We start from the raw sequence: 12,200 nt of genomic DNA, 5'->3' as shown, positions 1-12,200 counted from the left end.
TATTGATTTACATACATTTAAGCTCCTATATTATACAATGGCTAACCATCAAAAAGATTTTTTATTCGTATTGATAAAATCCTTATCTAAATCAGAAAAAAGACAATTTAAGATTTTTGCGAGTCGACTTGAAACTAGTTCGAACACAAAATTTATCGAATTATTCAATATTTTAGACAAATCTGAAGTCTATGATGAAAAACTTATATTGAAAAGTGGCATCATCAAAAAAGTACAGTTATCGAACCTAAAATCGTATCTATACAAACAGATTCTAGTGAGTATTCGATTGAATATACCGAGTCAAAACATTCGTTATCAGTTAAGAGAGCAAATAGATTTTGCCAGTATTCTATACAATAAAGGATTGTACAAGCAGAGTTTAAAATTATTGGATAAGACAAAAATCCAGGCATTAGAAAACGATGAGAAGTACATGGCCTTTGAAATTGTCGAATTTGAAAAATTAATTGAGTCACAATATATAACCCGAAGTATTCAAGGACGGGCAGATGAATTAGTAATCCAAGCTAAGGAGTTAAACTATAAAAACACTATTTCAAGTAAGTTATCTAACTTATCGCTACAGCTTTATGGCATCATGCTTAAAACTGGCTACGTAAAAAGTGATGAAGACCAGCAGTATATTGACAATTATTTCCATAAACATATCGCTAAATTTGATGAGGACAAATTTGGATTTCGTGAAAAATATTGGTTTTACAATGCTAACTTATGGCATAGTTTTTTAATTCAGGATTTTGTAGGGAGTTATAAATATGCCTACAAATGGGTGACCTTATTTTATGACAACCCAAATATGATTTACTTAAATCCAGTATTTTTCATAAAAGGAAACCATTATCTACTGGAATCCTTATTTATGTTGAAATACAAATCTAAATTTAAAAAATACCTGTTAAAATTAGAAGAGACGATACAAGATCCTCGTTTTCCGGTAAATGACAATATTGCTTCACTGTCTTTCCTATATCTTTATAACAACAAACTAAATTACCACATACTAGAAGGTACTTTTGAAGAAAGTGAATACCTGATTCCTGAAGTACTAGATAAAATTAAATTACATAGTGAACATCTTGATGAACATCACGAAATGATGTTTTATTATAAAATTGCCTGTATTTATTTTGGTACTGAAAAGTATGCGGAATCCATTTATTATTTAGAGAAGATCATCAACAATAAAAATTTGACGATGCGAGAGGATTTGATGTGCTTTGCACGACTTCTTTATCTGATAGAAATTTACGAAATGGGGAAAGATTTTAATTTAGAATCCCAATTAAAAAGTACCTATAAATTCTTATTGAAAATGAATGACATGCATGAAGTGCAGAAAGAAATCATTCGATTCATGAAAAACTTAAATTCGTTTTATCCAAGTGACATTAAGAAAGAGTTTATAAAAATGAGAGAACGTTTTATTGAATTGGAAAAAAACACCTACGAAAAAAGGGCATTCCTTTATTTAGACATCATCTCATGGCTAGAAAGTAAAATTGAAAACAGAAAAATTGCCGATATTATCAGAGAGAAAGCAAAACTGATTAATCGCTAGTTATATAATAAAGAGTCGGTCCAAAATTAGATTTTAGACCGACTCTTTATTTTTTGTATTATTTCAATTCTTTTCTTGCTCTAATTATGTCTTCAAAAGAACAACATTTTACTAACTCTTCTTCTCCTTCGATTGTAATGGGTAAATAAATGGTTTCCACTTCTGTTAAATCTTCGTTTAAATAAAATGCGATATCGTCCAGTTTATAAAACCATTCTTTATCAAATTGAACTTTATTTATTGTGGCATCTTTTAGTATTAATTTTTCATTTAACGGCTTCATTTGTGAAATCAATTTTTAGATTCTAATTTTTTCCAAAATTACACTATCAAACTATAGTTCCCAAATTATAATAAATGTAGCTTTTATAAAAAACAAAAATAGTTTTAAGCTAAATGATTTGTACTAAACACTGTTGGCTTTTCATCCAATAAAACTTTACAATGCTCAAAAAAATCTTTTAGATATACTTGATTATTGTGCAGCGCTAATCCTTGTTCATCTTCCCACGTTTCATGAAGGATAAAAACGGTTTCATCGTCTTTATTTTGATGTAAATCATATTGTAAGCATGCTTTTTCTTGCGTGCTTTTTTGAACTAAATCAAGTAATGCTTCACGCAAGCTAGAAACGTTTTGTTTTTTACTTTTTAAGATAACTGTCAAATGTATTTTCATAATTAATTTATAAAGAGTGTTGTTAAATGATCATTATAGGATTTTAGGTCTTTTTCAACATCGGCATTTTTTTCTATATCGTGAAAATGCATACTTTCTAAAGGTAGCATACCCGTAAAAGCATTCATTCTGTGAAAGCCAAATAAAGCCCCTTCGTCTACACTATGTTGATTAAAGAATTCCCCTGGTAAAGTAAAAGCTTCTTTTGGAGCATTCCAAGAACTAGTTACCATATATTTTTTACCGTGAAGCATTCCTCCTGTTCCGTAATTAATGGTCGGATTAGCAGAGGATCTTCCGTCACTTTTATAGATTCCCTTAGTATGACCTTCGGTAAAAACTACATCTATGTACTTCTTGAATCCAAAAGGCAATTGCATCCACCAAATTGGTGTGTGGTAAATAATCACATCAGCCCATACAAAATTTTCTACTTCCTGAGCAGGATTATAATCATCATTTATATTGGTTGATTTCACTTCAAAATCGGCATGTTTATGAAAAAAATCAGCTGTGGCATTAGCGATAGTCTCATTAAAGCGTCCACCTGAATGACCAAATTTCTGACCTCCGTTTATTATAAATATTTTCTTCATGTTGTTTCTTTAAATTTATAATGCAAAGATAAAACGGATACTTCTATTATTAAAATAACATAATTCATACCTTTGTATCATAATTATAATAGTTATGGTCAATTTAGAATGGTATCGCACTTTTAAAGCAGTTTATAAAACAGGAACATTAACAAATGCTGCCGAAGCACTTTTTATTTCACAACCTGGAGTGAGTTTGCACTTGAGTTCCTTAGAAAATTATGTTGGTTACAAACTTTTTGACCGTACGGGGAGGAAAATGGTCCCCACAGAAAGAGGGAAAGTGCTCTATAATTTTATAATCGAACCGCTTTCAAAACTAGAAGAAGCAGAAAAAAACTTTCAAAGAAGTACGGAGAAAAACACGCCAACAATAAGTATTGGTATGTGTTTTGAAACCTTTCAAATTACTTTAGAACAATATATTTCCACCTTACCTTTTAATGTTATCATTCAATTTGATGAATACCCTGAGATGGTAGACAGATTAGAAAAAGGTATTTTAGATTTAATTATTACGCCACAAATGGTAGTTAAAAATGGTATTGAATATCAGGAGTTTTCTTCAGAAACGATTGTTTTGGTAGGTGGAAATGAAATTGATAGTACCGCCTTCAATGCTATCGCAAAAGAAGAGAACATGGAGGCCATTGAAAATTGGTTGAAACAACAAAAATGGTACGGTACTACTGGAGACATGGAACACCTGCGACGTTTCTGGCAATTGAGTTTCAATAAATACCCTGAATTTAGACCTAATTATATTGTTCCTAATATAAACTCAATTATACGCTGCCTTAGCAGTGGTAAAGGAGTTGCCGTCGTTCCTGACTTTTTATGTAAAAAAGAAATTGAAAGCAATCAGATAAAACTCCTTTGGGAAGGAAAAATACCTTTAAAAAACATTCTCTATTTTGCAACCAGAAAAAAAACGATGTACGAAAAAGAGATTGCCTTAATTAAAAAGTTGTTTCTAGAATTATAATAGTTAATAACTATCCTTTGGCAAATTGTAATCTTTGTACAACAGTAGTGTTTCAAAATTAGATGTTTTTATATCAACATATTATTGTACCAATCATTTGTATAAAAGAATAGATTATTTTTAATAAAAAAAGAAAAACTAATCAAATACTTAAAGCCATGAACGGATTCTTTAAAACAATAATTGCGGGTTACGGAGCAAAAAAAATGGGTTGCGGTTGCGTAGGAACAGTCATTATGTTTATAATCATATATTGGATACTAGGTTCTTTCTAGAATTAAAAAATAACGAAATGCTGAATTTGATTTACTTTTTAGTCGCTTTCAGCATTAATTCCTTAATGTATTTTATGGGAGCGCTACCGTAGCTCAAAAATTGCTCGTGAAATTGTTTTACATCTAAATATGTAAACTTATTTTACGACGAAACTACTATTTGCTCATGAGCTGGCTCCTCGTACACTGGAAATAAATTCTTAAATTTTATTTTGAGCTATTACCAAATCACTAACCAATAAATAACAGAATTATTTTCTAAATTGATTGCATATCCTCTACTAAATCCATCTTTCCAGTCATCAGGCATATGCCAAGAACCTTCATGAAATTTTTCAGAACAACACTGTTTAGACTCAGCTTCAATTAAATATATTGAATATGATTTATTTAACAAGTTATAGCTATTTTCATCAAAATCACTTAATGTATAAAAATTAGGTATTGGCACTGCAGATTTATGTTTTATTTGTGTTTGAAATTGCTCATAATTTTTAGTGATGTTCAATATGTTTGAATCTTTAAGATACTTATTTACAATATAATATGACGTATCTGAGTATATTATTTTTCTAGAAACTGAAATCAATGAGTCAATTATTGATTGGGATTCTTTCTGTTTAACAATTAATAGTGAAGGTGAATATTTTGACAAATAATTATAATGAAACACATATTCAGATTTTATTTCCTTTTCTATTGGAAAATGGGTTGTCAGCCTTTTTGGATACTTCTCTAATGATTGTAAATAATCTACTACCCCTACAGGCGCTTGTTCGGATTTATTTTGGCAGGATATAACAAAAAAGAGAACAAAAAACAGTAAATATAATTTCAATTTATTCATGAACTATTTTTTAAAAGATGATGTAAGATCATAAATAATTTTCACATTATCTCTGAAAAATTAAGCCCCAGCTCGTCTTGGAGTTCTTTTCCGTTGTACTTATACTTAATCCGCGACTGGATTCTAGGTTCTTTCTAGAATTAAAAAATAACAGAATGCTGAATTTGATTTACTTTTTAGTCGCTTTCAGCATTAATTCCTTAATGTATTTTACGGGAGCGCTACCGTAGCTCAAAAATTGCTCGTGAAATTGTTTTAGGCTAAATTTAGCACCTTGTTCTTTTTTAAGCATTTCCCTAAAATCATAAATTTCAGTATAGCCTGTAAAATAAGAACACAGCTGAACCTGAGACAGATTAACGCGGTTCCACTTCCCTTCTGCTTCAGCTTGTTGCTGAAAAGCTTCAGTAATCAACAAATTCATCGCTTCTTCCTTAGTCATGTTCTTAGTATGCACGCTATAATCTAATATCGCATTACAAGTCGTTCTTAGATTCCACTTATAATACATCAACCACATTTCAGCTGAGTTTTTGTATCCGCTTTCCAGCATCATTCTTTCGGCATAAACTGCCCAACCTTCTACCATCGCTCCATTCCCAAAAATTGCTTTAATGAGACTTGGCGACTGATTGCTATATACTAATTGAGTATAATGTCCCGGTATGGCCTCATGAATGTTTAGTATTTGCAAAATATAATCATTGTACTCCCTTAAATAGCTTTCTGATTTTTCTGCACTCCAACCTGACATGCTACCTACATTATAATAGGTGTTGGCATTTTTATCATACGGCCCAGGTGCCGAAATCGAAGCTCCTGCAACTCCAGCCATATAGCTCGGTTCCTTACGTACAACCAACGGCTTTGAAGGGTCTATATAAAGTAAATCTTTGGCTTTTACATACGCAACGAGTTCAGGTATTTGTTTCTCTATCTCCGATTGAAATTTAGCAGGTGTAGTATGTTGAAGGGAAATCTTGTCTATTACCATTTTAATCAGTTGTAACTTATCAGCTGGCTTAGCTGTTGATTTCATGTATTTTGGCCACAAGGAATCGGCCAAAGCAAACATCTTTTCGTGCAGTTCTTTTTTATGATTTACTGCCTTTACAAAAATAGTATCGGCACTATAGCTAGACTGAATATCTAAATTAAATTTTTCAGTGTACAATTTCTCACCTAACCTAAAAGAGCGAGGCGTTTTATTGTCTAAATCCTTTAACCAATTGGTGTAAACCACAATAGCATGTACTGCTGTTTTTGCTTTTTCTTTAATCTCTTTCTTCTCAGTATTGGATAATTTACTTTTAGCTAAAGCGGAAATCAAGTCTTTTTCAAAAACAGATATGCCTCCTAAATTTTGAGAAATAGCAAGAGCGGTATGTTCTAGCGTTGGGTTTTTTATATTTACTTTCGCTGCTTCATAATAAGCCGGAACCGCATCCATTTTCAAATTAAAACTATGTAGACGGACCTCTAAAGAGTCATATTTTCCATTTAATATTTCGGCGAAAGCACCACTCACATTATATTCTGCCGGATTCCATTGGTAAGATTTTAATTTATCAATGGAAAAAATCGAGCTTTTTAATTGATTTTGTATCATGTAAAAATCAATAATATTATTGTCCGTAAGGTTTTCCAAAGAGTAGTTTTGCAGCGAATCCAGTTGAGCATGAGCAAAATCTAATTGTCTTTTTATATAACTAGAGTCTGAAACTACCAAAACACTATCCAACTTATGATATCCTTGATTAGCAGCCCAATCCGGATACAATTCCCAAAGAGAAGTAACAAAAGTTTCTTTGTATTTCTCGAAGTTTTTATTTGAATCTATTGGAACTGTCTTTTCCTCTTTTTTCTGACATGAAAATAGTAAAACTAGGAACAGAATGGAGAAAATGTTTTTTTTCATTGGTTTTATTTGAGATTTTAAAGGTAAAAAAAAATGCTGTTCGATGAACAGCATTTTAAAATCTATAATTAATACGCTAAAAGAGTCAGTAAATCCTTTTCAAATCGGCCTTTTGGCAAATATTGATCTTCCAGTGCTTTTGTAAACGGAATAGGGGTGTCTAAACTCGCTACCCTCTTTACTGGAGCATCCAGATATTTAAAGCATTCTTCCATAATCATTGCCGATATATCGCTGGCAATACCTCCAAACATGGAGTCCTCTTGATATATAATTACTCTTCCTGTTTTCTTAACGGAAGCAAAAATAGCTTCGGTATCCAAAGGTTGTAGCGTTCTTAAGTCTAATAAATCTGCTGAAATTTCAGGATTACTTGCTAATGTATCCAAAGCCCAGTGTACCGCTGCTCCAAAAGCAATGATAGAAACCTCTTTTCCTTCTTTCAGCAAAGCCGCTTTTCCTAGTGGTAAGGTGTAATAGTCTTTTGGTACTTCTTGATACACGCTACGGTACAGTTGTTTGTGTTCAAAAAATAGCACTGGATTCGGGTCATTTATAGAAGCATTCAGTAAACCTTTTGCGTCATAAGGAAAAGCAGGATACACCACCTTTAAGCCGGGTGTTTTAGTAAACCAGGCTTCATTGGTCTGTGAATGAAAAGGCCCCGCTTGCGTTCCGCCACCGCAAGGCATACGAACAACAACATCTGCATTTTCTAACCAACGGTAATGTGACTTGGCCAATAAGTTCACAATTGGATTGAATCCCGTCGAAACAAAATCGGCAAACTGCATTTCTACAATCGCTTTGTATCCGTTAATGGATAATCCCATTCCCGCAGATACTACGGCACTCTCACAAATAGGTGTATTGATTACTCGTTCTTTTCCAAATTGCGCCACAAATCCATCAGTAATTTTAAAAGCACCACCGTATTCAGCAATGTCCTGACCCATGATAACCAAGTTGTCATGACGTTCCATAGATTGCCTTAAACTGGTCGAAATCGCATCTATAAATCTTATTTTTTCTGTGTCTTGTGATGGATTAATTAACTCAGGGTTAAATATTTTAAACAAATCATTTAATTCTTCACTTAATGTTGCTTCAATTTCCGGTTCTGCATTGGTAATAGCTAAACTCTCATCAATTTCTTTTTTGATTTCGCTTCTTAACGTAGCGTCAAAATCTTCTGTAAGGATTCCGTTTTCTTTTAAAAAGCTTCGGTAATTTTCTACGGGATCTTTCAAAGCCCATAGATCCATTAATTCTTGAGGTACATATTTAGTACCACTCGCCTCTTCATGTCCGCGCATTCTGAAGGTTTTAAACTCTAATAAAACGGGACGCGGTTTTTCTATCATTGATATTTTTAATTCTGACAGTAAATTGTATACCTCCAGAATGTTATTTCCATCAATAATATAACTTTCCATTCCGTATCCTTTTCCTTTGTCTGCCAGATTTTCGCAACGGTACTGCTCGTTTGTGGGAGTCGAAAGACCGTAGCCGTTATTCTCAATGACGAACATAACGGGTAACTCCCAAACTGAAGCAATATTCAAAGCTTCATGAAAATCTCCTTCGCTAGTAGCGCCTTCACCCGTAAAAACTGCGGTAATTTTGCCGTTTTTCTTTAGCTTATTAGCCAAGGCGATTCCATCAGCAACACCTAATTGCGGACCAAGATGCGAAATCATCCCAATAATCTTATACTGTTGGGTTCCAAAATGGAAACTTCTGTCACGCCCTTTGGTAAAGCCATTCGCTTTTCCTTGCCATTGCGAGAACAAACGGTACAATGGAATATCACGGCCGGTAAACACCCCTAAGTTACGGTGCATAGACAAGATGTATTCATCCCTATCTAAAACTGCCGTCACTCCAACCGAAATGGCTTCTTGCCCGATTCCTGAAAACCACTTGGATACCTTTCCCTGACGAATAAGGATCAGCATTTTTTCTTCAATAAGCCTCGGCTTAAGGATCCTTTTATATAAATCTAATAAGGTTTCGTCAGTAAGATTTTTTCTGTCAAAGTTCATTTTATTGGCTTTATTACGCGATTCAAAGATAAAAAAATATAACAGTTTTGGTTAAATTTGTTATATTATTTCATCTACTTATTGTCTTTTAAAATTCTAATATAAAATTATTTAATATATTTGTAATTGGAAGGGTTTTAAAGCCTTCTAAGTTATTAAAAAATAAGTATTATATGCAAAACATTCCTAGTGTTGACTTGCGTGATTTCCTTTCGGACGACCCGAAACGTAAACAAAAATTTGTAAATGAAATCGGAAGTGCATTTGAAGATATTGGCTTCGTAGCACTAAAAGGTCATTTTTTAGATGATCAATTGGTAGAAGAATTGTATGGTGAAATAAAAAGTTTTTTCGCCTTACCGTTAGAAACTAAACATAGCTATGAAATTCCAGGAATTGGAGGGCAAAGAGGCTATGTTTCTTTCGGAACAGAACATGCCAAAGGACGCAAAGAGGGAGATTTGAAAGAATTTTGGCATTTTGGTCAGTATGTGAGTGAAGATTCAAAATACGCTTCAGAGTATCCTGAAAATGTTGAAGTAAAAGAGTTACCACGCTTTAATGCGGTAGGTAAAGAAGCATACCAAATGCTTGAAAAAACAGGTGTTTATGTGTTACGTGCTTTAGCGTTGCGTTTGGGACTGGATGAATTCCATTTTGACAATTTCGCCAAAGACGGAAATTCTATTTTAAGACCCATTCATTACCCACCTATTACTTCAGAGCCTGCAAATGCGATTCGCGCTGCTGCTCATGGTGACATCAACTTGATCACCTTATTAATGGGAGCTCAGGGAAAAGGACTTCAAGTTCAAAACCATAATGGGGATTGGATTGATGCCATTGCTGCACCGGATGAATTGGTAATAAATGTAGGTGATATGTTATCTCGTTACACGAACAACAAATTGAAATCTACGATTCATCAAGTGGTTAACCCACCAAGAGAATTATGGGGAACTTCACGTTATTCTGTACCGTTTTTTATGCACCCTGTGAGTGATATGCCGTTGAATTGTTTAGAGAACTGCATTGATGCAGAACATCCAAAACAATTTGAAGATATTACTGCTGGTGATTACCTATATGAACGTTTGGTAGATTTAGGATTAATCAAAAAATAATTCCTAAATTTACTTCTAGTAATAAAAGACATTGAGTTTACTTAATGTCTTTTTTCTTTTTGTTTAACATTGCAACATTGAGAATGCTGATTTGAGTTTAAAGTAATTGGAACACTGATAATACAGATTTTAGCAGATCAATTTTATATAAAACGTTTTATTTTAAATATTTATGAGTAGTATTTTACATCGAGAATTAACTCAATCTATTTTAAAACATTTTTATGATGTTTACAATGAACTTGGATATGGTTTTCTTGAGAGAGTGTATCAAAATGCTTTATATTATGAACTTAAAGAAAATGGTTTTAAAGTTGAAGCTCAGAAAAAAATTAAAGTTTATTATAAAGAAATTGAAGTCGGAGAATACTTTGCAGATATTATAGTAAATGATTTAATAATTTTAGAGTTGAAAGCTCAGGATTATCTGATTGAAGCAAATGAGTTTCAATTAATAAATTATTTAAAATCTACTGACTGTGAGGTTGGTTTGCTTTTAAATTTTGGTAAAAAGCCTGAATTTATTAGAAAAATATATCAAAATAACCAAAAATAATGCTTTCAGTATAAATAAAAGATCCGCGATTATTCATTTTAAATCTGCGTCATCCGCGTTCTATTATTCATATCATATTCATTATAAAAACAAAGCTATGTCAGAAAGTAAGATTACAAGTAAATAAAAAAATCCGTGACCATCCGTTTTAAATCCACGTTATCTGCGTTCAATTTAAACGCAATCTGAAAACAAAAAATAAAACACACGTCATCTGCGTTTAATCAAAACATAAAATATGGACTTACAAGACCAATTAAAAAATCTATTCCCAGACCACGAGCCCGGTTCCGAAGAGAAAGTGGAAGAAGCTCCGCATGAATTATACGTTCAAAAAGAACCTATGATATGTAAATTCGAAAAAAGGAAAGGAAAGGCTACTACCGTAATTGAAGGTTATGAAGGATCTGACGAGGATTTTAAAATCCTAGCCAAAGAAATTAAAACCAAGTTAAGCGTTGGTGGTACTTTTAAAGACGATTCTATTATTATTCAAGGAGATTACCGCGATAAAATCATGGAAATTCTGAAATTAAAAGGTTTCAAAGTAAAACGCGTGGGAGGTTAATTCCCTCCTGACCTCACCAAAGGGGAGGAAACGAAAATAATAAAAATCAGAATTGAAATAGACTCCCTTCTATAGGACGCTCTAATAATAACAACTTTGTGAACTTTGCGAAAAACCTTGCGAACTTTGCGGTTAAACATAAAAATAAATGATACAATCATCAGAATTAATACTAAATCCAGACGGAAGCGTTTATCACTTGAATCTGAAACCAGAACATATTGCACACGATATCATCTTTGTAGGTGATCAAAACCGTGTAGAAAAAATAACTCAATTTTTTGACAGCATCGAATTTTCTACTCAAAAAAGAGAATTCAAAACCCAAACAGGAATATTCAAAGGCAAAAGAATAACAGTAATGTCAACAGGAATAGGGCCTGACAATATTGATATTGTAATCAATGAATTAGATGCCTTAGTAAATATTGATTTAGAAACACGCCAACCAAAAGAAAAGCTTACGTCGCTAAACATCATTAGAATTGGAACTTCGGGATCCTTGCACGCTGATATTCCCGTGGATAGTTTTGTGATGGCTAAATTCGGCTTAGGCTTGGATAATATGCTTCGCTCCTATCTTGTTGATGAAGTGTCAATCCTAGGGATGGAAGATGCTTTTGTAAAACATACTAATTGGGATGTGCGCAAAGGAAAGCCTTACATAATTGCCTGTTCAGAAAAACTGGAGAAAATCATCGAAAGCGACAAAATGCACAAAGGAATTACAGCAACTGCAGGAGGTTTTTACGGGCCTCAAGGTCGTGTATTGCGTTTGAATATTCAAGACGAAAGTTTAAATTCTAAAATGGATAATTTCAAATTTGAAGATAATAGAATCACTAATCTCGAAATGGAAACTGCTGCAATCTATGGCCTTTCCGCACTTTTAGGACACCATGCGTTATCATTAAATGCCATTATTGCAAATCGTGCTACAGGAACTTTTAGTGCAGATCCGTACAAAGCAGTTGATGAATTAATCGCTTATACTTTAGAAAAATTAGCTAATAATTAATTTATTTA

At 33.0% G+C, this 12,200-nt stretch carries 12 protein-coding genes; 6 read left to right on the top strand and 6 right to left on the bottom strand.

Translation table 11 applies throughout. The features are described from left to right. Nucleotides 1-37: 37 nt before the first annotated feature. On the top strand, nt 38-1,582 hold the full coding sequence (locus QO200_RS15655) for a hypothetical protein (RefSeq protein ID WP_371541854.1): 1,545 nt from the start codon (nt 38-40) through the stop codon (nt 1,580-1,582). Nucleotides 1,583-1,640: 58 nt separating this feature from the next. Here the strand turns inward: QO200_RS15655 and QO200_RS15650 are convergent, their stop codons facing one another. From QO200_RS15650 to QO200_RS15640, 3 genes are all read right to left on the bottom strand, one after another. Continuing rightward, nucleotides 1,641-1,865 (bottom strand): hypothetical protein, encoded by a 225-nt coding sequence (locus QO200_RS15650; RefSeq protein WP_371541851.1) that lies wholly within the window; start codon nt 1,863-1,865, stop codon nt 1,641-1,643. Between the two features lie 104 nt (nt 1,866-1,969). After that, nucleotides 1,970-2,260, bottom strand: coding sequence for a putative quinol monooxygenase (locus tag QO200_RS15645; RefSeq protein WP_371541848.1), 291 nt, complete (start codon nt 2,258-2,260; stop codon nt 1,970-1,972). A 2-nt stretch (nt 2,261-2,262) separates the two neighbouring features. Then, nucleotides 2,263-2,856, bottom strand: coding sequence for an NAD(P)H-dependent oxidoreductase (locus QO200_RS15640; RefSeq protein ID WP_371541846.1), 594 nt, complete (start codon nt 2,854-2,856; stop codon nt 2,263-2,265). 94 nt (nt 2,857-2,950) lie between these two features. Between QO200_RS15640 and QO200_RS15635 the strand changes: the two genes are divergently transcribed. Continuing rightward, on the top strand, nt 2,951-3,841 hold the full coding sequence (locus QO200_RS15635) for a LysR family transcriptional regulator (RefSeq protein ID WP_371541844.1): 891 nt from the start codon (nt 2,951-2,953) through the stop codon (nt 3,839-3,841). 495 nt (nt 3,842-4,336) lie between these two features. On the opposite strand, the gene QO200_RS15630 is transcribed toward QO200_RS15635, so the two are convergent. The 3 genes from QO200_RS15630 to QO200_RS15620 form a co-directional block, all read right to left on the bottom strand. After that, a complete protein-coding gene (locus QO200_RS15630; RefSeq protein ID WP_371541842.1) occupies nt 4,337-4,963 on the bottom strand; it encodes a hypothetical protein in 627 nt (208 codons plus the stop codon). A 169-nt stretch (nt 4,964-5,132) separates the two neighbouring features. After that, nucleotides 5,133-6,881, bottom strand: coding sequence for a DUF885 domain-containing protein (locus QO200_RS15625; protein ID WP_371541840.1), 1,749 nt, complete (start codon nt 6,879-6,881; stop codon nt 5,133-5,135). Nucleotides 6,882-6,949: 68 nt separating this feature from the next. Further along, the gene (locus tag QO200_RS15620) at nt 6,950-8,926 is read right to left on the bottom strand and encodes a thiamine pyrophosphate-dependent enzyme (RefSeq protein WP_371541837.1); all 1,977 of its coding nucleotides are present in this window, start codon (nt 8,924-8,926) and stop codon (nt 6,950-6,952) included. Nucleotides 8,927-9,099: 173 nt separating this feature from the next. Here QO200_RS15620 and QO200_RS15615 point away from each other — a divergent pair, with 173 nt between their 5' ends. The 4 genes from QO200_RS15615 (at nt 9,100) to QO200_RS15600 (ending at nt 12,192) form a co-directional block, all read left to right on the top strand. Beyond that, a complete protein-coding gene (locus QO200_RS15615; protein ID WP_371541835.1) occupies nt 9,100-10,050 on the top strand; it encodes an isopenicillin N synthase family dioxygenase in 951 nt (316 codons plus the stop codon). A 172-nt stretch (nt 10,051-10,222) separates the two neighbouring features. Then, nucleotides 10,223-10,606, top strand: coding sequence for a GxxExxY protein (locus QO200_RS15610; protein ID WP_371541833.1), 384 nt, complete (start codon nt 10,223-10,225; stop codon nt 10,604-10,606). Between the two features lie 238 nt (nt 10,607-10,844). After that, nucleotides 10,845-11,174, top strand: coding sequence for a translation initiation factor (locus tag QO200_RS15605; RefSeq protein WP_371541830.1), 330 nt, complete (start codon nt 10,845-10,847; stop codon nt 11,172-11,174). Nucleotides 11,175-11,322: 148 nt separating this feature from the next. After that, nucleotides 11,323-12,192, top strand: a complete 870-nt coding sequence (locus tag QO200_RS15600) for a nucleoside phosphorylase (protein WP_371541827.1) — start codon at nt 11,323-11,325, stop codon at nt 12,190-12,192. The last annotated feature ends 8 nt before the right edge of the window (nt 12,193-12,200 follow it).

Source organism: Flavobacterium sp. Arc3, from assembly GCF_041431375.1.
Lineage (GTDB): Bacteria > Bacteroidota > Bacteroidia > Flavobacteriales > Flavobacteriaceae > Flavobacterium.
The sequence above is the reverse complement of the archived record's forward strand: the minus strand, read 5'-3'. Positions and strand labels throughout refer to the sequence as shown.

Bases quoted from the DNA above. Each gene is read 5' to 3' on its own strand.
- QO200_RS15655 (WP_371541854.1), top strand. From the start codon at position 38: ATGGCTAACCATCAAAAAGATTTTTTATTCGTATTGATAAAATCCTTA.
- QO200_RS15650 (WP_371541851.1), bottom strand. From the start codon at position 1,865: ATGAAGCCGTTAAATGAAAAATTAATACTAAAAGATGCCACAATAAAT.
- QO200_RS15645 (WP_371541848.1), bottom strand. From the start codon at position 2,260: ATGAAAATACATTTGACAGTTATCTTAAAAAGTAAAAAACAAAACGTT.
- QO200_RS15640 (WP_371541846.1), bottom strand. From the start codon at position 2,856: ATGAAGAAAATATTTATAATAAACGGAGGTCAGAAATTTGGTCATTCA.
- QO200_RS15635 (WP_371541844.1), top strand. From the start codon at position 2,951: ATGGTCAATTTAGAATGGTATCGCACTTTTAAAGCAGTTTATAAAACA.
- QO200_RS15630 (WP_371541842.1), bottom strand. From the start codon at position 4,963: ATGAATAAATTGAAATTATATTTACTGTTTTTTGTTCTCTTTTTTGTT.
- QO200_RS15625 (WP_371541840.1), bottom strand. From the start codon at position 6,881: ATGAAAAAAAACATTTTCTCCATTCTGTTCCTAGTTTTACTATTTTCA.
- QO200_RS15620 (WP_371541837.1), bottom strand. From the start codon at position 8,926: ATGAACTTTGACAGAAAAAATCTTACTGACGAAACCTTATTAGATTTA.
- QO200_RS15615 (WP_371541835.1), top strand. From the start codon at position 9,100: ATGCAAAACATTCCTAGTGTTGACTTGCGTGATTTCCTTTCGGACGAC.
- QO200_RS15610 (WP_371541833.1), top strand. From the start codon at position 10,223: ATGAGTAGTATTTTACATCGAGAATTAACTCAATCTATTTTAAAACAT.
- QO200_RS15605 (WP_371541830.1), top strand. From the start codon at position 10,845: ATGGACTTACAAGACCAATTAAAAAATCTATTCCCAGACCACGAGCCC.
- QO200_RS15600 (WP_371541827.1), top strand. From the start codon at position 11,323: ATGATACAATCATCAGAATTAATACTAAATCCAGACGGAAGCGTTTAT.